The sequence below is a fragment of the Aquabacterium commune genome (assembly GCF_004362855.1).
In the GTDB taxonomy this organism is placed as follows: Bacteria; Pseudomonadota; Gammaproteobacteria; order Burkholderiales; family Burkholderiaceae_C; genus Aquabacterium; species Aquabacterium commune.
In genome coordinates this window covers 158299-175740 of the sequence record NZ_SNXW01000003.1, presented here as the reverse complement: position 1 = coordinate 175740, position 17442 = coordinate 158299, and the positions used below count along the sequence as shown (strand labels likewise).

Sequence of the window (17442 nt, the reverse complement as noted above, 5' to 3'; positions counted from 1 at the left end):
AATACCGACATTCTATGAAGCACGTGCACAAGTCCGTTTTGCTCTGGTACTCACCCCGTGAAATGTACGGGCTGGTGACCGCCATCCAAGACTACCCCCAATTCCTGCCCTGGTGCGACCGCGCCGAAGTTTTGCAAACGCATGACGACGGCGTCACCGCGCGCCTGCACATCGCATTCGCCGGTGTGCACCAGGCTTTCACCACACGCAATGTGCAGGTCGATGGCCACAGCGTGGTCATGAGCCTCATCGACGGGCCGTTCTCCAAGCTCGAAGGCACCTGGCGCTTCCTGCCGCTGCAAAAGCCAGGCGAGCCCGCGGTGGAAGGGCGCTCGCCCCTCGATGCGCCGGCTTGCAAGGTCGAGTTCTCGCTGCACTACGCCTTTGCCAGCAAGACGCTGTCGCTGGTGGTCAGCCCCGTGTTTGACCGCATCGCCAACACCTTCGTCGAGGCCTTCGTGAAGCGGGCGGAGCAGGTCCATGGCCCCCGTTGAGGACGGCGACGCCCGTGAGCTCATCTGTGTGCAGGTGGCTGTCGGCGTGGCGCCGCGCGAAGTCCGCGTCGTGTCCCTGAGCGTGCCCGAGGGCAGCACCGTGCGCGATGCCTTGCGCCTGAGCGGTTTCCTGGGCACTGGGGCGGGCGCGGCGGTGAACCCCGTGAGCGGCCTCAACGAAGACGCCCTGGCCTCAGGGGCGTGGACCGTGGGGGTGTGGGGCCGCAAAGAGCGCCCCGGTCATGTGCTGCGCGACCGCGACCGCATCGAGGTGGTGCGCGGCCTGCAGGTGGACCCGAAAGAGGCCCGGCGCGTGCGCTACCGGGCACAGGGCAGGGCGGCTCGGGGCTGAAGCCCTCTGTGGCGCAGCCCCTGCTGGCTCACTTGCCGCAGTTCGACTGGATGGTTTCCTGCGTGCGCTGCAGCTCTTCGCTGCGCGCCTTGTCGTCGAGGATTTCGCGCTCGCCCTTCTCGTTCGTGCGCGCAATGCGCATGCCATCTTTCAGCGAACGCTCGTAGCCGCGGGCGCGTTCGCAGTTGTCGGCGCGCACCTTGGCCTGTTTCTCTTCCTCGACCTTCTGGCGCGCCACGCGCTCTTCCTCGGACTTCTTGCGCCGCACCTCCAGCTCCGGGTCGGCGGTCTTGGCGGCGGCCGGGGCATTGCCCGCGGCGCCACTGGCGGCAGAAGCGGGTTCCACCACGCGCACCTGACGGGCCGATGAGGGCGTCGGGCGGGCCAGGATGGCGCTGTCCGGCGTGCCAGGCGGGGGCGGGCGGTCGCTGTATTGGGTCGCACCGTTGGCATCGCGCCATTTCCACTGCATGCCGGCCTGTGCGGGGGAAGCCGCCAGGGCCAGCACCAGCAGACCGGCGCAGGCCAAGCCAGAAGCTGCAGAGGTCTGGATTTTCATGCTGTGCAGTGTAGCGGCGGGCTCGCGTCGCGCGGCTGTGGAAATCGCGCATTCCTCCTCGGGATGCCCTGGCCCAAACAGGGGCACGGCTGCGCGTATAATCCACTTTTGCGTCTGGAGCCCGTTCATGCGCCTGCTTGGTAAAGCCCTCACGTTCGACGACGTGTTGCTCGTGCCCGCATATTCCCAGGTGTTGCCTCGCGACACCTCGCTGGCCACCCGTCTGTCCCGCAACATCCAACTGAATCTGCCACTTGTGTCCGCCGCCATGGACACCGTGACAGAAGCGCGCCTGGCCATCGCCATCGCGCAAGAAGGTGGCATCGGGATCATCCACAAAAACCTCAGCCCGAAGCAGCAGGCCGCCGAAGTGGCGCGCGTCAAGCGCTACGAATCGGGCGTGCTGCGTGACCCGATCACCATCTCCTCGGACGTCCAAGTCCGCGACGTGATGGCGCTGTCTCAGCAGCACGGCATCTCCGGCTTCCCGGTCGTGGACGGCGGCAAGGTCGTGGGCATCGTCACCGGCCGTGACCTGCGCTTCGAGACCCGCCTGGACGCCCCGGTGCGCGAGATCATGACGCCCCGTGAGCGCCTGATCACCGTCAAGGACGGCGCCAGCCAGGCCGAAGCCAAGGCCCTGATGCACCAGCACAAGCTGGAACGCGTGTTGATGATCAACGACAGCAATGAGCTGCGTGGCGTCTTCACCGTCAAGGACATCACCAAACAGAACACCTTCCCCAACGCCGCCCGCGATGCCCACGGCAAGCTGCGCGTCGGTGCGGCGGTGGGTGTGGGCGATGGCACCGAAGAGCGCGTTGAGCTGCTGGTCAAGGCCGGCGTCGATGCCCTGGTGGTGGACACCGCCCACGGCCACAGCCATGGCGTGATCGAGCGCGTGCGCTGGGTCAAGAAAAACTTCCCGCAGGTCGATGTCATCGGCGGCAACATCGCCACCGGTGCGGCTGCGCTGGCCCTGGTCGAGGCCGGCGCCGACGGCGTCAAGGTCGGCATCGGCCCGGGCTCCATCTGCACCACGCGCATCGTCGCCGGTGTGGGCGTGCCCCAGATCATGGCCATCGACAACGTGGCCACCGCGCTGCAAGGCACGGGCGTGCCCCTGATCGCCGACGGCGGCATCCGCTACTCGGGCGACATCGCCAAGGCCGTGGCCGCCGGTGCCAGCACCGTGATGATGGGCGGCATGTTCGCCGGCACCGAAGAAGCACCTGGCGAAGTCATCCTGTTCCAGGGCCGCAGCTACAAGAGCTACCGCGGCATGGGCTCGATCGGCGCCATGAAGGACGGTTCGGCCGACCGCTACTTCCAGGAAAACGACGAGACCACCAACCCGAACGCCGACAAGCTCGTGCCCGAGGGCATCGAAGGTCGCGTGCCTTACAAGGGCTCGGTCATCACGATCCTGTACCAGATGGCCGGTGGCCTGAAGGCCTCGATGGGTTACTGCGGTTGCGCCACCATCGACGAGATGCACAGCAAGGCCGAGTTCGTCGAGATCACGTCCGCGGGCATCCGCGAGAGCCACGTGCACGACGTGCAGATCACCAAGGAAGCGCCGAACTACCGCATGGAGTGACGCGCCGCAGGTCGGGGCGCCGTTCGATGACCGCGGTGGTCCGCCCCGCCTGACCCTTGCACATCCCGCGACACCGGCTTCGGCCGGTGCCGTTTTTTCTGACCACCGACCCGGATTCCTTCCGATGGCTTCGACCCGCGGCCGCCAGGCGGCCATGCCGTTCATCATGATCACGGTGCTGCTCGACATGATGTCGATCGGCATCATCGCGCCCGTGCTGCCCAAGCTGATCGGGACCTTCATGGATTCCGGCGCGGGCACCTCGGTGGCGTATGGCCTGGCGCAGGCCGCCTTCGCCATCGCTCAGTTCTTCAGCGCGCCTTTGCTGGGTGGCCTGTCGGACAAGCACGGCCGCCGTCCGGTGCTGCTGCTGGGCCTGCTGGGCATGGCCGTCAACTTCTTCGTCACGGCCCTGGCCACCGAGTTCTGGATGCTGCTGGCCGTGCGCGTGATGGGCGGTGCGGTCTGCGCCAACATCGCCGTGGCCAATGCCTACGTGGCCGACATCACCGAGCCGCATGACCGCGCCAAGAACTACGGCCTGCTGGGCGCGATGTTCGGCGTGGGCTTCATCCTGGGGCCGGTCATGGGCGGCATCCTGGGCGACCACAACGTCCATTGGCCCTTCCTGCTGGCAGGCACACTCACGCTGTTGAACTGTGTTTACGGCTACTTCGTGCTGCCCGAGTCGCTGCCGCTGGAGCGCCGCCGCGAGTTCACGCTGGCCCGCGCCAATCCGTTCACTGCATTGGCCCAGCTGCGCCAGCTCAAGGGCGTGGAGATGCTGCTGTGGGTCATGGGCCTGTCCATCCTGGCGCAGTTCTGCCTGCACACCAGCTGGTTCCTCTACACCGAGTTCAAGTTCGGCTGGACGCCCAAGGACAACGGCCTGTCGCTGTTCGCCGTCGGCATGATGGCCGTGCTGGTGCAGGGCGGTTTGCTGCGCCAGTTCCAAAAAATCATGCCCACCGACAAGCTGGTGCGCATCGGCCTGGTGTCGTCCACCATCGCGTTCGCCGCCTGGGGCCTGGTGCCAGAGGGCTGGATGATGTACGTCATCATCGCCGCCAATGTGTTTGGCTACATGGTGCAGCCCGGCCTGCAAAGCCTGGTGGCCAATGCGGTGGACCCGACCCGCCAGGGCGAGAGCATGGGCGCCGTGTCGTCCATCAACAGCGTGGCCGCGGTGCTGGGGCCCTTGATGGGCTCGCCGCTGCTGGCCACGGTCAGCCACTTCCCGCAAGGTGACTGGCGCATTGGCGCGCCCTTCTACCTGTGTGCCGCCATCCAGGCCGTGGCCGCCTGGCTGGGCTTGCGTTACCTGGGCCGCGCTGGCAACCTGCGCGCCAGTGCGCCGGCCGCCTGAGTCCCCCAGGCTCCATTCAGATTGCGAACTTCCTTCGAGACACCCCCATGCACGACAAGATCCTCATCCTCGATTTCGGCTCCCAGGTCACCCAGCTGATCGCCCGTCGCGTGCGTGAGGCCCATGTCTATTGCGAGATCCACCCCAACGACGTCTCCGACGACTTCATCCAGTCGTTCGCGCCCAAGGGCATCATCCTGTCGGGCAGCCACGCCTCCACCTACGAAGACCACCAGCTGCGCGCGCCGCAGGCCGTGTGGGATCTGGGCGTGCCCGTGCTTGGCATCTGCTACGGCATGCAGACCATGGCCGTGCAGCTCGGCGGCGAGGTGAGCTGGTCTGACCACCGCGAGTTCGGCTACGCCGAGGTGCGCGCCCACGGCCACACGAAGCTGCTGGACGGCATCGCCGACTTCACCACGCCCGAAGGCCACGGCATGCTCAAGGTCTGGATGAGCCATGGCGACAAGGTCACGAAGTTGCCCGAGGGCTTCAAGCTGATGGCCTCCACACCCAGCTGCCCCATCGCCGGTATGGCCAACGAAGAAAAGCACTACTACGCCGTGCAGTTCCACCCGGAAGTGACGCACACCGTGCAGGGCCACGCCATGCTGATGCGTTTCGTGCGCGACATCAGCGGCTGCGCCGGCGACTGGATCATGGGTGACTACATCGCCGAGGCCGTGGCCAGGATCCGCGAGCAGGTGGGCGACGAGGAGGTCATCCTCGGCCTGTCGGGTGGTGTCGATTCTTCGGTGGCTGCGGCCCTGATCCACCGCGCCATCGGCGACCAGCTGACCTGCGTGTTCGTGGACCACGGCCTGCTGCGCCTCAACGAAGGCCAGATGGTGATGGACATGTTCGCTGGCCGCTTGCACGCCAAGGTCGTGCACGTGCAGGCGCAAGACCAGTTCATGGGCCACCTCCAAGGCGTGACCGACCCCGAGCAGAAGCGCAAGATCATCGGGCGCGAGTTCGTCGAGGTCTTCCAGGCCGAGGCCCAGAAGCTCAAGGGCCAAAACACATCCCAAGGCAGCAACAAGGGCGCTAAGTGGCTGGCCCAAGGCACCATCTACCCCGACGTGGTCGAGAGCGGCGGCACCAAGGGCAAGAAGGCGACCATCAAGAGCCACCACAACGTCGGTGGCCTGCCCGAGACGCTGGGACTGAAGCTGCTGGAGCCCCTGCGCGAGCTGTTCAAGGACGAGGTCCGCGAGCTGGGCGTGGCGCTGGGCCTGCCTGCCGACATGGTCTATCGCCACCCCTTCCCGGGTCCGGGCCTGGGCGTGCGCGTGCTGGGCGAGGTCAAGCCGGAGTACGTGTCGCTGCTGCAACGCGCCGACGCCATCTTCATCGAAGAACTGCGCAAAACCATCGACCCGGCCACGGGCAAGAGCTGGTACGACCTGACGTCGCAGGCTTTCACGGTGTTCCTGCCGGTCAAGAGCGTGGGCGTGATGGGCGACGGCCGCACCTACGAGTACGTGGTGTCGCTGCGCGCCGTCGAAACAAGCGACTTCATGACAGCCGACTCGGCCGAGCTGCCCTACAGCCTGCTGAAAAAAGTGTCTAGCCGCATCATCAACGAGGTCCGTGGCATCAACCGCGTGGCCTATGACGTGAGCTCCAAGCCGCCTGCGACCATCGAGTGGGAGTGAGGCCGGCCAGCCCATGAAAAAGGGGCGGCCCCTTGAGGAGCCGCCCCGCCACGCTGCGGCCCTTCAATGGGCCGTTCGCACGCAAGCCGAGGTCAGTGCAGGCAGCAATCCATCATCTGCTGGAGGCAGCAGGCGATGTCGCCGCAGCACACGTTGGACGCCCATGCCGCAGCGGATGCGCTGAACAGGGCGAGGGCCACGGTGATCTTGGTGAATCTGGATGTCATGGGGTTTCTCCAATGGAAGGGTTCAGGCAGGCGAGATCACAAGGCGTGCCGCATGGGTGGCGGGCGCATGGGCAGGAAGCACGCCACCGTCAACCAGAACGGCCTGACTGTCACCGGGATGGCAGCCTGTGCCCAGGCACATGGCGATGTCTGGGCAACTCGCGCCTTCACAGCAAGTGTGGACCGGTCGCGCAGCCGCCCATGCCGTGTGCAAGACAAGCAGCAGGGCAATGGCGATGGCGAACACGCGGGACATGGCTGCAATTTACCTCAGACCGGCCGCTGGAAGTGGCGCGCCAGCAGGTGGTCCAGGGACAGCACGCCTGGGCCTCGCACGATCAGGCCCAGCAACACCGCCGCCCAGGTGCCGTGGGTTGCGTAGGCGCCGGGATACACGAAAAGCTGGATCACCGCCGTCATGCCCAGCAGCCCCAAGGCCGAAAAGCGCGTGCCCAGGCCGATCAGGATGAGCATCGGCAACAGGTGCTCGGCCGTTGCGGCCATCGGTGCGGCGATCTCCGGGGGCAGGAAGGGCAATCGGTACTCTTCCTGGAACAGCGCCAGCGCGCCGTCCGACAGCCTCGGCCAGCCCAACACGAACTCGCCGCTGACGATGTTCAGCACGAAGCCCTCGACCTTGGTCTGGCCTGAGCTCCAGAACACCGCCGCGATCGAGAAGCGTGCGAGCAAGGCCAGCAGGCTGTGCGGAAAGCGTTCGCACGCGCCGATGAGGGCCTGGGTCGTGCGGACGGGCCAAGCCAGTGGGGCGGCTTGCGAGGTGTGTTTCATCGATGGCGTGTTCATGGTGCGTCCCCTGGGGGCTGGAAGATGGATGTGATCGCGCCCTGCGCCAGCAACAGGCGCAAGGTCTCGGTGAGGTTGAAGTGCGCGTCGGCCGCCACTGCGTGTGCTGCGGCCTGCGCCAGGCCCTGATGCGCCAGCAGGGCCTGTGTGAACTGGGCGGCGCCATGAGGCACGGGCACCACCACCACGTCGAGCGCCTGGCGCAGGACCAGCGCCGATTCGGGCTGCGCCAGGTCCAGCGAGGCCAGCTGGTCGAGCTGGGCCTCGTCCTGGTGGGCTGCCCACAGCGACACCACGGCGTGCCGCGATTGGCACAGTGCGACAGAGGGGTGGCACACCAGCCGCAGTTCGTCCACGCGACCAGCGTGGGACAGGGCCATGTCGATGCCAGCCTGGGTCAACAGGGGCGCGTCGGCCGCGTGGCAGGCCCGCACCCTGGCCATTTCCAGCCGGGCCATGTCGGCCAGGCAGGGGAGTGCCTGTGCCGGCCCGAAGTCGGCAATGAAATCCGGCAGAGCTTCGCCATAGAACACCATGACGGGCGATGTGGGCGGCGACTGCAGCACGAAAGCGCGTGCCATCGCGCGGAAGAAGTCTTCGCCCACCAGTTGTTGCGTGACAGGGAAGGTGTCGGCCAGGGCATCGACCAGCGACACCACGACGTTGTTGCGGTGCACCGCCAGGCGGCGCGTCGGGTCCGACCCATTCCAGACCGTGAGGCCTGCGGGGCAGGGCAGGTCGGGGTCCAGCAAGGCGGCGGCGAAAGAGGCCTGGTTCATGCGGCACTCCAGCGCGCCAAGGTGCGCTCGGCCCGGCTGGCTTCGGTCAACAGGGCGGCCAGGCTGGGCACGTCGTTGTCGCGCTCCAGCAGGGTGGGCAGAGGCCCCAGGCGCGCAATGAGGCGCTCGTGCAGGCGCCACACAAACTCGTCCACCGGGCTGCCGTGGTGGTCGATCAGCAAAGGTGCGCCGGCGGCGTCCTCGTCCATGGCATGGCCGGCCAGGTGCACCTCGCCCACCGCATGGAGCGGCAGGGCGTCGATGTAGGCGTCTGCATCCAGCCCATGGTTGGTGCAGGACACGTGGACGTTGTTGAGGTCCAGCAGCAGGCCGCACCCGGTGCGTCGCACCACCTCGCCGAGGAAGTCGGTTTCGCTGAAGGTGGACGATGCAAAGGCCAGGTACGTGGCCGGGTTCTCCAGCAGGATCTGGCGCCGCAGGCGGGACTGGACCTGGTCGATGTGGCGGCAGACGCGGTGCAGCGTGTCACCGTCATAAGGCAGTGGCAGCAAGTCGTTGAGGCTGTGCCCGCCATGGCTGGACCAGGCCAGGTGCTCTGAGAACACCGCGGGCTCGCAGCGTTCGATCAGATCGCTGAGGCGCTGCAGGTGGGCTTCGTCCAGCGGGGCTTCGCCGCCCATCGACAATCCCACGCCGTGCAGCGACAGCGGGTAGCGCTCGCGGATGCGTGCCAGGAAGTGCGGCAAGGGCCCGCCGTCAACCATGTGGTTTTCGGCATGCACCTCGAAGAAGCCGATGTCGGGGCATTGCGCCAGCACGTCCTTGAAATGCTGAGGTTTGAGCCCCAGCCCCGCACGCGCTGGCAGGGGCGCAGGGCGCGTGGAGGTTGCCATGGCTGGCTCAGGACTTCTTGCCAGCCTTGAACTCGGCCAGTTGCCCGAAGCCGCTGGGCGACGTCTTGGAGGCCAACTTCTCGCAGGTGCCCTTGGGCACGAACTTCCAGGCATCGCTCTGGTGGTCGGTTTTGGAGGTGCCAGCGCAGCTGGTGCCGGGGCCGGCCGCGCAGTCGTTCTTGCCCTTGAGGGCCACGCCGTAGCACTTCTCTTTGGCGCTGGCCTCTGCGGCTGCGGCCGGCAAGGTCGCGAAGGCGGTGCCAAGCGCGATCGTCAGGGCCAGGGTGGACAAGGGGGTGTGGGTGCGGGTCATGGCGTTTTCTCTCGTGGTGAAGCTGTGGTGCAGTTGTGGTGCACCCGGCGCGCTGACGCCACCGGGGCTGGAGGAGTGCGACACCTCAGCCTTCTTGCTGGATGTCGCTGCAGCTTCGTCGTGCGAGACCCGCGGGTGTTTACAGTTTCCGGCGCTTTTTTTTCGAACCCACCGCTCGGCCTGGCTTGGGCCCCAGGCCATGCACCCCGCGGGCGAGCGCATCGGCCTCGGCATTGCGGTGCCGGGGCACCCACAGCCACTGGATTTGGTCGAAGCCAGCCAGTGCGTTCAGCGCCTCCTGCAGCAAGGGCAGCAGGCGCTGGATGGTGGGAATGCGGCCATCGGCCAGCTGGTCCACCAGCACGCTGCTATCGGTCTGGATCTGCAACTGCCGCGCGCCATGCGCTTGCGCCATCGCCAGGCCGAGCATCAAGGCGCGCAGTTCCGCCTCGTTGTTGCAGCCGCTGCTGGGCCAGGCCAGGGCCTGCGCGTGGCGCTCTCCGCTGGGCGAACGCAGCACCGCCGCCAGGCCCTGGCGCCCCGGGTTGGGCACGGCGCTGCCATCGCAAGCCAGTTGCCAGAGAGACACATCGGACATGGAGATGGGCGAGGGAAGGCTGCGCCTGAACGTGGATACCCAAAGATAATAAGGCGCTTGCTGCCCCAGCCTTCCCACCTGCTTTCCCATCTGTGAGCCCCATGACCGAGTCGTTCGACGAACACGCCATGCGCATCGCGCTCGACCAGGCCCACAACGCCTGGTTGGCGGGCGAGGTGCCGGTGGGTGCCGTCATCGTGCGGGCGGGGCAGGTGATCGCCACCGGCTACAACCGGCCCATCACCACGCACGACCCCACCGCGCACGCCGAGATCGTGGCATTGCGCCATGCGGCCTTGCTGCAGGCCAACTACCGCCTGCCCGAGTGCGAGCTCTACGTGACGCTGGAGCCCTGCGCCATGTGCGCGATGGCCTTGATGCACGCGCGCTTCAAGCGGGTCGTGTTTGCCGCGACCGACCCCAAAACGGGCGTGGCCGGATCGGTCATGGACCTGTTCGCCAACCGGCAACTCAACCACCACACACAGATCGTCGGTGGCGTGCTGGCCGAGCCTGCCAGCGCCTTGCTCAAGCAGTTCTTCGCCGAGCGCCGTGCGCAAATCAAGGCGCAGCGCGATGCCCGGCAGGCGGCCATGTCGCGCCAGGCCTTGCACGGGCTGGAGGTGATCGAGCCAGACCCTCAGCACGAGCCGATGCCGCTGCCCCTGGTGATTGACGGGGATGAGCCCCTGCAGTCGTCCTGATCCTGTCGTTGCCCAGCCACTGACGGCGCTTTGAACGTGGGGGGCTTGCCCTGCGCCCCTTGCCGCCGGATGAAAAGCCTTCCAACATGGTGCTTGCATCACGCATCACCAAGGGAGGCCACGTGAACGCACTTCTTTTCCTGCAAGGCAGCAAGGGCGACATGGTGCGCCGCATCCGCAAGGCCCTGGTCAACGAACTGGGCCCTTTGGCGGCGCTCTACCCGGGCCTGGCCACGGGCGGCGACACCTTCGATGCGCCCATGGACGCGGCCTTGCGACAGTGGCAGTCTGGCTCGGGCCTCATGGCCGATGGCATCGTGGGACCCTGCAACCTGCTGGCTTTGGGCTTGGTCGATTGGCCTGCACTGGACATGTCCTTGAACTCGACCAACGTCCAGCCCCTGTTCCCGGACACCAAGCCCGTCAACATTTCGCGCTACCTGCAGTACGTGGTCGCATCGCTGCAGGCTTTTGGCTTGCGCCGCCGCGAACTGCTGCTGACCGCGCTGGGCACCATCCGAGCCGAAACCGAAGGCTTCGTGCCGATTTCGGAGTACCCGTCCAAGTACAACACCGCACCGGGCGGCGCGCCTTTTGCGCTCTACGACGGCAAGCTGGGCAATGGCAAGGGGGAGGGCGCGCGTTTCCGTGGACGTGGCTTCGTGCAACTGACCGGGCGCGCCAACTACGAAACCTACCGGGATGCACTCGGCATCGACCTGGTGGCCCAGCCGGACCTGGCCAATGCACCCGAGGTGGCGGCTGCCCTGCTGGCCGCGTTCCTGCATGACCACCTGGCCCGTCTGGAGACGGCGCTGGACGCTCAGGACCTGCGTGCTGCGCGCAAAGTCGTCAACGGTGGCGCCCACGGCTTCGACCGCTTCAGCAGCGTGTTCGCCTTGGCCGATGCCGTCTGGCCTGCTGCGCAGCCCAAGCTGGCCACCACGAAGCAAGGCAAGCTGCGCAAAGCCAAGACCAGGACGGCCGCAACGGCCAAGCCGGTGACTCCCCGCGTGCTCAACACGCGCAAGGATGCCCCTGATTTGCGCGACCGCGAGTACCTGCCACCCCCTGTGAGCCTGCACCCTGAATGGCCGCTCACCGAGCACCTGCGCCAGTGGTTGCCCAACTACGCCAAGGCAGGCCTCATCCTGGACCAGGGGCAGGAAGGCGCGTGCACAGGCTTTGGTTTGGCCGGCGTGGTGAACCACCTGCGTTGGGTGCAGCAGGGCATGCCTGCCGTGATCCCGTCGGTCAGCCCTCGCATGCTTTACAACATGGCCCGGCGTCACGACGAGTACGGTGGCGAGAACTACGAGGGATCCAGTTGCCGGGGTGCCATCAAGGGATGGTTCTCCCATGGCGTCTGCCTGGAGGAGGACTGGCCTTACAGCAGCGACACCCGCCGGCAGCCACGCTTTGGCTACGCAGAACGGGCGCGGGCGCACACCCTCGGGGTGTACTACCGCATCAAGCCCCAGGCCATCACCGATTTGCAGGCAGCGATCCAGGCGGTCGGGGCGGTCTATGTGTCCAGTTACGTTCACCCGGGCTGGGATGGCGTGCCGCAGGTGCGCAAACTGCCCGGCGGCCACGCGGACCTGCCCGTCATTGATTTCGATGGCACGGTTCGCCAGGAAGCCGGCCATGCCTATGCCCTGGTGGGCTTCAACACCCAGGGCTTCATCCTGCAGAACTCCTGGGGGCCAGACTGGGGTGCGCACGGCTTTGCCGTCATCACCTACGAAGACTGGTTGGCCCATGCCATGGACGCTTGGGTGGTGGCCATGGGCGTGCCTGGCATCCTGTCCGGCCGGGCCAGCAGCACCGTCGCTGCTGCACGTGCCAAGGCTGGCAGCAAGGGGCGTTGGTGGTCCGAGGCTCAGGCCCGCGAGCACAGCGTCATCCTGGGCAACGATGGGCGTGTGCACAGCTACCTCACGGAAGACGAACGCACCCGCACCCTGTCGCATCAGGTGACCGTGCTGCCCGATCGCTGGTTCCGCAGCCGCCCGGCCGATGAGAAAAAGCGCTTGCTGCTGTACGTGCACGGCGGGCTCAACAGCGAAGACGCGGGCCTCAAGCGTGCCCAGGCGCTGGGGCGCACCTTTGACGCCAACGGCTGCTATCCCTTGTTCGTTGTCTGGAAGACGGGCTTGCTGGAAAGCATGGGCGACATCTTCTCCGACTGGCGGCGCAAGCAGCCCGCAGCCACGGGCTTGGGCGACTGGTTGACCGAGCGCAGCGACGCGCTCATCGAATCCACCGTCGGGCGCAAGCTGGCCAAGCCCATCTGGTCAGAGATGAAGGAGAACGCCGAACTGGCGCATGGCCCCAGCCGTGCGGGTGACCTGTTGGTGCGCGCCCTGAGCGACCTCATCCGCCTGTGGGGCGATCAGCTGGAGATCCACCTGGTCGGCCACTCGGCGGGCAGCATCTGGCTGGGCCACCTCATTGGCCGCTTGCAGCGCACCCAGGCCGATGGCAACAAACCCGTGCTGGACTGGGTGCCTGGCGTGCACCTCTACGCGCCCGCTTGCACGGTGCAGTTCGCCAACGAGCACTACGCCGCCGCGGGCGTGCTGCCGCGCACGCACATCGCCCTGCTGAGCGACAAGCTGGAGCTCGACGACAACACCGCGCAGATGTACCGCAAGTCGCTGCTGTACCTGGTGTCCAACGCCCTGGAGCCCGACCCCCGCACGCCCATCCTGGGTTTGCACAAGGTTTTCGACGAACGCGAGAGCGCTCGCGCCTGGGATGGGGCTTCGTCCACGGGCGAGACCCTGAGGGCTTGGCGGCGCGCTGCCGCCGAGGCCAAGCTCGACAAGCGCTTGACCGTCATCCAGAACGACAAGGTGCGCACCGCCCTGGACGCCACCATCCCGGCGGCCCACGGCAGTTTCGACAACGACATCGATGTCCTGACCGCCACCCTCCAACTCATCCGGGGCGGCGATCTGCTGGAGCCCGTGACCGACCTCCGGGGGTTCTGAGTTCTGCCGATGGCATGAAAAAAGGAGCCCCTCGGGGCTCCTTTTGGCGTTGACGAGAGGGACGGCTGTTGCAGCGCCCCCAGCCTGGTCACATGCCGGCGTAGTTCGGGCCACCGCCGCCTTCGGGCGTGATCCAGACGATGTTCTGGGTCGGGTCCTTGATGTCGCAGGTCTTGCAGTGCACGCAGTTCTGCGCGTTGATCACCAGCTTGTCCTGGTTGTCGTCGGTCTTGACGAACTCGTACACACCGGCCGGGCAGTAGCGCGACTCGGGGCCGGCGAACTTGGCCAGGTTGACCTGCACGGGCACCGACGCGTTCTTCAGCGTCAGGTGGGCCGGCTGGTGCTCGGTGTGGTTGGTGTTCGAGACGAACACCGAGCTCAGGCGGTCGAAGGTGATCTTGCCGTCCGGCTTCGGGTAGTCGATCTTGGCGCACTGTGCGGCGGGCAGCAGGCGGGTGTGATCGGCTTCCGTGCGGTGGATGGTCCAGGGCGCGACCTTCATGCCCAGGCGGGGCAGCAGCCACTGCTCGATGCCGGTCATCAGCATGCCCACGTACATGCCCTTCTTGAACCACTGCTTGAAGTTCTTGGACGAGTCCAGCTCTTCCTTGAGCCAGCTCTTCTCGAAGGACGCGGGGTAGGCGCTCAGCTCGTCGTGCTGGCGGTCGGCGCCCAGGGCCTCGAAGATGGCCTCGGCGCACAGCATGCCGGTCTTCATGGCGGCGTGCGAGCCTTTGATGCGAGCGGCGTTGAGGAAGCCGGCGTCACAGCCGACCAGCGCACCACCGGGGAACACGAACTTGGGCAACGACAGGATGCCACCGGCCGTGATGGCGCGGGCACCGTAGCTCAGGCGCTTGGCGCCTTCCAGGTACTGCTTGATGCTGGGGTGGGTCTTCCAGCGCTGCATTTCTTCGAAGGGGCTCAGCCAGGGGTTCTGGTAGTCCAGGCCGGTCACGAAGCCCAGCGTCACCTTGTTGTCTTCGAGGTGGTAGAGGAAGCCGCCGCCGTAGGTGGCGGTGTCCATGGGCCAGCCGGCGGTGTGCACCACCAGGCCGGGCTTGGCCTTGGCGGGGTCGATTTCCCACAGTTCCTTGATGCCGATGGCGTAGCTTTGCGGGTCCTTGCCCTCGTCGAGCTTGAACTTGGCGATCAGCTGCTTGCCCAGGTGGCCGCGCGCGCCTTCGGCGAAGATGGTGTACTTGCCCAGCAGCTCCATGCCCAGCTGGAAGTCACCGGTGGGCTCGCCCGATTTGTCGATGCCCATGTTGCCGGTGGCCACGCCCTTGACGGAGCCATCGTCGTTGTAGAGCACCTCGGCGGCCGCGAAGCCAGGGAAGATCTCGACGCCCAGCGCCTCGGCCTGCTGGCCCAGCCAGCGGGTGACGTTGCCCAGGCTGATGACGTAGTTGCCGTGGTTGTGGAAGTTGTTGGGGATCAGGGCTTGCGGCGTGGCGGTGGCGCCGGTCTCGCTCAGCACCAGCACTTCGTCGGCGGTGACGGGCTGGTTCAGCGGTGCGCCGAGTTCCTTCCAGTTCGGGAACAGCTCGTTCATCGAGATCGGGTCCATCACGGCGCCCGACAAGATGTGCGCGCCAGGCTCGGAGCCCTTTTCCAGCACGACGACGTTGACTTCCTTGCCAGCCTTTTCGGCCAGTTGCTTGAGGCGGATGGCGGTGGACAAACCAGCGGGGCCCGCACCGACGATGACGACGTCGTACTCCATCGATTCTCGGGGACCAAACTGCTCAAGGATTTCCTGGGGCGTCATCGTGCTTCCTTCTGTTCGGACAAAACAGGCCGGGTTGTTCTTGGATCAAGCCCGCGATTCTAATTGCAGACACGTTCGCTATTCTGCACAAAAAAGCACGATCGTTCGAAAATCTCCCCCGCATGGGTGGGGCGATGGCTGTGGCCGGTCGGCCCCTGCCGTCATGCTATGGTTTGTGGCCTGTTTGAGGAGCACCCCGCATGAGTTACACCCTGGACCTTTCCGGCCGCGTGGCCCTGATCACCGGCGCTTCCAGCGGCCTGGGCAAGCAGTTCGCGCTGACGCTGGCGCAGGCCGGTGCGGCCGTCGTGCTGGCCGGTCGCCGCGTCGAGTTGCTCAAAACCTTGCGCGCAGAAATCGAAGCCGAAGGCGGGGATGCGCACGTGGTGGGCGTGGACGTGACCGACGTGGCCAGCATCCGCTCGGCCGTGGCCCATGCCGAGACCGAGGTCGGCCCCATCGACATCCTGATCAACAATTCGGGTGTGAGCACCACCGAGCGCCTGGTCGATGTCACCGAAGACAGCTACGACTTCGTTTTCGACACCAACACGCGCGGTTCGTTCTTCGTCGCCCAGGAAGTCGCCAAGCGCATGCTGGCACGGGCCAAGGGCTCGGCGCCGGGAACCTACACGGGCGGGCGCATCGTCAACATCGCCTCGGCCGCGGGTCTGCGCACGCTGCCTCAAATCGGCGTCTATTGCATGAGCAAGGCCGCCGTCATCCACATGACCAAGGTCATGGCTGCCGAGTGGGGGCGCTTTGGCATCACCACCAACGCGGTGTGCCCGGGCTACATCGACACGGAAATCAACCACCACCACTGGTCCACCGAATCGGGCCAGAAGCTGGTCAACATGCTGCCGCGCAAGCGCGTGGGAAGCCCCAAGGACCTGGACGCCCTGGTGGTGATGCTGTGCTCGGCGCAGAGCGACTTCATCAACGGTGCGGTCATCTCGGCCGACGATGGCATGGCCGCAAGCTGAACTGGAAGACACCATGCGCCTTGAGATTCCCGAACACAAGATCCTGGTCCACCAGCTGGAGTTGCCCATCCTCTGGGGCGACATGGACGCCCTGGGCCACGTCAACAACACCGTCTATTTCCGCTACATGGAGCAGGCCCGCGTGAGCTGGATCCAGGCCATCAGCGGCTCGGTGGGCGGTGAGGGCGAGGGCCCGGTCATCGCCAACGCCTTCTTCAACTTCTACCGCCCGGTGGTGTTCCCCGGCACGGTGACGATCAAGTTGTACGTGGCCGACCCCGGCCGCACCAGCATCGACACCTTCGTGACGGTGGAGCGCAGCGACGAGCCCGGCGCGCCCCATGCCGCGGGCGGCGCCACGCTGGTCTGGGTCAACCACGGCACCGGTCGGCCCACGCCTTTGCCCGAGGCTTTCCGCGCGCTCAAGGCACCCACGCCTGCGCTGCCCGGTGGCGAGGTGCCACCCGCCTTGCCGAGCAGGTGAGCCAAGGGTTTGGCGGCCTCGCAACACCGCACGCGCCTGTCGCCACGGGCGCGTTTTTTTTCGCCCTGGCGAGCCGTGTCCTCTGGATTTTCCACGAGGGCTGGGTGTACGCTGTGTCACGCTGCACTGCAACACGCGTGAGGCTTCCATCGAGATTCCCCTGAGCCAAGGAGTGATTGGATGAACAAGGTCTATCCCGACGCCGCCAGCGCGTTGGCAGGGATTGTGAAGGACGGGCAATTGCTCGCCGTGGGCGGCTTCGGCCTGTGTGGGATCCCTGAGGCGCTGATCGACGCGCTGCAGGCCAGCGGGGTCCGGGACCTCACGGTGATCTCCAACAACGCCGGTGTCGATGGCTTCGGCCTGGGCAAGCTGCTCAACACCCGCCAGATCACGAAGATGATCTCCAGCTACGTGGGCGAGAACAAGGAGTTCGAGCGCCAGTACCTGGCCGGCGAGTTGCAGCTGGAGTTCACGCCGCAAGGCACGCTGGCCGAGAAGCTGCGTGCCGGTGGCGCGGGCATCCCGGCCTTCTTCACCAAGACGGGCGTGGGCACCATCGTGGCCGAGGGCAAGGAAACCCGCGAGTTCGACGGTGAGGTCTATGTGATGGAGCGCGCCCTGGTGCCCGACGTGGCCCTGGTCAAGGCTTGGAAGGCCGACAAGAGCGGCAACCTGGTGTTCCGTCGCACCGCGCGCAACTTCAACCCGGCCGCGGCCATGGCCGGCAAGCTCACGGTGGTCGAGGTCGAGGAGGTCGTCGAGACCGGCAGCCTGGACCCGGACGCCGTGCACCTGCCCGGCATCTACGTGCATCGCATCGTGCTGAACGCCACGCCCGAGAAGCGCATCGAGAAGCGCACCACCCAACAGAATCCGAAGGGAGCCTGACCC

General features: G+C 66.4%; 18 protein-coding genes. 10 read left to right on the top strand and 8 right to left on the bottom strand.

The genetic code is table 11. The features are described from left to right. The first annotated feature begins 14 nt into the window (after nucleotides 1-14). Both EV672_RS07010 and EV672_RS07005 read left to right on the top strand, forming a co-directional pair. Nucleotides 15-494, top strand: a complete 480-nt coding sequence (locus EV672_RS07010) for a type II toxin-antitoxin system RatA family toxin (RefSeq protein WP_133607680.1) — start codon at nucleotides 15-17, stop codon at nucleotides 492-494. Continuing rightward, complete coding sequence (locus EV672_RS07005; protein WP_133607678.1) at nucleotides 481-846, top strand: RnfH family protein; 366 nt, start codon at nucleotides 481-483, stop codon at nucleotides 844-846. The genes EV672_RS07010 and EV672_RS07005 overlap by 14 nt, the downstream gene beginning before the upstream one ends. Nucleotides 847-874: 28 nt before the next feature. On the opposite strand, the gene EV672_RS07000 is transcribed toward EV672_RS07005, so the two are convergent. Beyond that, nucleotides 875-1405: a DUF4124 domain-containing protein gene (locus tag EV672_RS07000; RefSeq protein ID WP_133607676.1), complete on the bottom strand. Its 531-nt coding sequence runs from the start codon at nucleotides 1403-1405 to the stop codon at nucleotides 875-877. A gap of 127 nt (nucleotides 1406-1532) precedes the next feature. Here EV672_RS07000 and guaB point away from each other — a divergent pair, with 127 nt between their 5' ends. From guaB to guaA, 3 genes are all read left to right on the top strand, one after another. Then, the gene (gene guaB / locus EV672_RS06995; protein ID WP_133607674.1) at nucleotides 1533-3005 is read left to right on the top strand and encodes an IMP dehydrogenase; all 1473 of its coding nucleotides are present in this window, start codon (nucleotides 1533-1535) and stop codon (nucleotides 3003-3005) included. A 124-nt stretch (nucleotides 3006-3129) separates the two neighbouring features. Continuing rightward, the gene (locus tag EV672_RS06990) at nucleotides 3130-4371 is read left to right on the top strand and encodes an MFS transporter (protein ID WP_133607672.1); all 1242 of its coding nucleotides are present in this window, start codon (nucleotides 3130-3132) and stop codon (nucleotides 4369-4371) included. A 47-nt stretch (nucleotides 4372-4418) separates the two neighbouring features. Continuing rightward, the gene (gene guaA, locus EV672_RS06985) at nucleotides 4419-6029 is read left to right on the top strand and encodes a glutamine-hydrolyzing GMP synthase (protein WP_133607671.1); all 1611 of its coding nucleotides are present in this window, start codon (nucleotides 4419-4421) and stop codon (nucleotides 6027-6029) included. A 92-nt stretch (nucleotides 6030-6121) separates the two neighbouring features. Here guaA and EV672_RS19225 read toward each other — a convergent pair whose 3' ends face one another. From EV672_RS19225 to EV672_RS06960, 6 genes are all read right to left on the bottom strand, one after another. After that, complete coding sequence (locus tag EV672_RS19225) at nucleotides 6122-6256, bottom strand: hypothetical protein (protein WP_279536174.1); 135 nt, start codon at nucleotides 6254-6256, stop codon at nucleotides 6122-6124. A gap of 270 nt (nucleotides 6257-6526) precedes the next feature. Next, a complete protein-coding gene (locus EV672_RS06980; protein ID WP_133607669.1) occupies nucleotides 6527-7060 on the bottom strand; it encodes a DoxX family protein in 534 nt (177 codons plus the stop codon). Further along, nucleotides 7057-7839 carry an HvfC/BufC N-terminal domain-containing protein gene (locus EV672_RS06975; RefSeq protein WP_133607667.1) on the bottom strand — a complete coding sequence of 261 codons (783 nt, stop codon included), beginning with the start codon at nucleotides 7837-7839 and terminating at the stop codon, nucleotides 7057-7059. Before EV672_RS06975 ends, EV672_RS06980 begins: the two co-directional genes overlap by 4 nt. Then, nucleotides 7836-8693, bottom strand: a complete 858-nt coding sequence (bufB, locus tag EV672_RS06970) for an MNIO family bufferin maturase (protein WP_133607665.1) — start codon at nucleotides 8691-8693, stop codon at nucleotides 7836-7838. The genes EV672_RS06975 and bufB overlap by 4 nt, the downstream gene beginning before the upstream one ends. 7 nt (nucleotides 8694-8700) lie before the next feature. Further along, entirely contained in the window at nucleotides 8701-9006 is a 306-nt protein-coding gene (locus EV672_RS06965; RefSeq protein ID WP_133608192.1) for a BufA1 family periplasmic bufferin-type metallophore, read from the bottom strand. 139 nt (nucleotides 9007-9145) lie between these two features. Then, nucleotides 9146-9604: a ribonuclease HI family protein gene (locus EV672_RS06960; RefSeq protein ID WP_133607663.1), complete on the bottom strand. Its 459-nt coding sequence runs from the start codon at nucleotides 9602-9604 to the stop codon at nucleotides 9146-9148. A gap of 101 nt (nucleotides 9605-9705) precedes the next feature. On the opposite strand from EV672_RS06960, the gene tadA reads away from it, so the two are divergent. Further along, complete coding sequence (gene tadA / locus EV672_RS06955; RefSeq protein ID WP_133607661.1) at nucleotides 9706-10308, top strand: tRNA adenosine(34) deaminase TadA; 603 nt, start codon at nucleotides 9706-9708, stop codon at nucleotides 10306-10308. Nucleotides 10309-10430: 122 nt separating this feature from the next. Beyond that, a complete protein-coding gene (locus tag EV672_RS06950) occupies nucleotides 10431-13304 on the top strand; it encodes a C1 family peptidase (RefSeq protein ID WP_243738569.1) in 2874 nt (957 codons plus the stop codon). Nucleotides 13305-13392: 88 nt separating this feature from the next. Here EV672_RS06950 and EV672_RS06945 read toward each other — a convergent pair whose 3' ends face one another. Further along, nucleotides 13393-15078, bottom strand: a complete 1686-nt coding sequence (locus tag EV672_RS06945; RefSeq protein ID WP_133607657.1) for an electron transfer flavoprotein-ubiquinone oxidoreductase — start codon at nucleotides 15076-15078, stop codon at nucleotides 13393-13395. Nucleotides 15079-15278: 200 nt separating this feature from the next. On the opposite strand from EV672_RS06945, the gene EV672_RS06940 reads away from it, so the two are divergent. The 3 genes from EV672_RS06940 (at nucleotide 15279) to EV672_RS06930 (ending at nucleotide 17439) form a co-directional block, all read left to right on the top strand. After that, nucleotides 15279-16064 carry an SDR family oxidoreductase gene (locus tag EV672_RS06940; protein WP_133607655.1) on the top strand — a complete coding sequence of 262 codons (786 nt, stop codon included), beginning with the start codon at nucleotides 15279-15281 and terminating at the stop codon, nucleotides 16062-16064. Between the two features lie 13 nt (nucleotides 16065-16077). Continuing rightward, complete coding sequence (locus EV672_RS06935; protein ID WP_133607653.1) at nucleotides 16078-16548, top strand: acyl-CoA thioesterase; 471 nt, start codon at nucleotides 16078-16080, stop codon at nucleotides 16546-16548. A gap of 180 nt (nucleotides 16549-16728) precedes the next feature. Continuing rightward, on the top strand, nucleotides 16729-17439 hold the full coding sequence (locus EV672_RS06930) for a CoA transferase subunit A (protein WP_133607651.1): 711 nt from the start codon (nucleotides 16729-16731) through the stop codon (nucleotides 17437-17439). Nucleotides 17440-17442 lie beyond the last annotated feature (3 nt).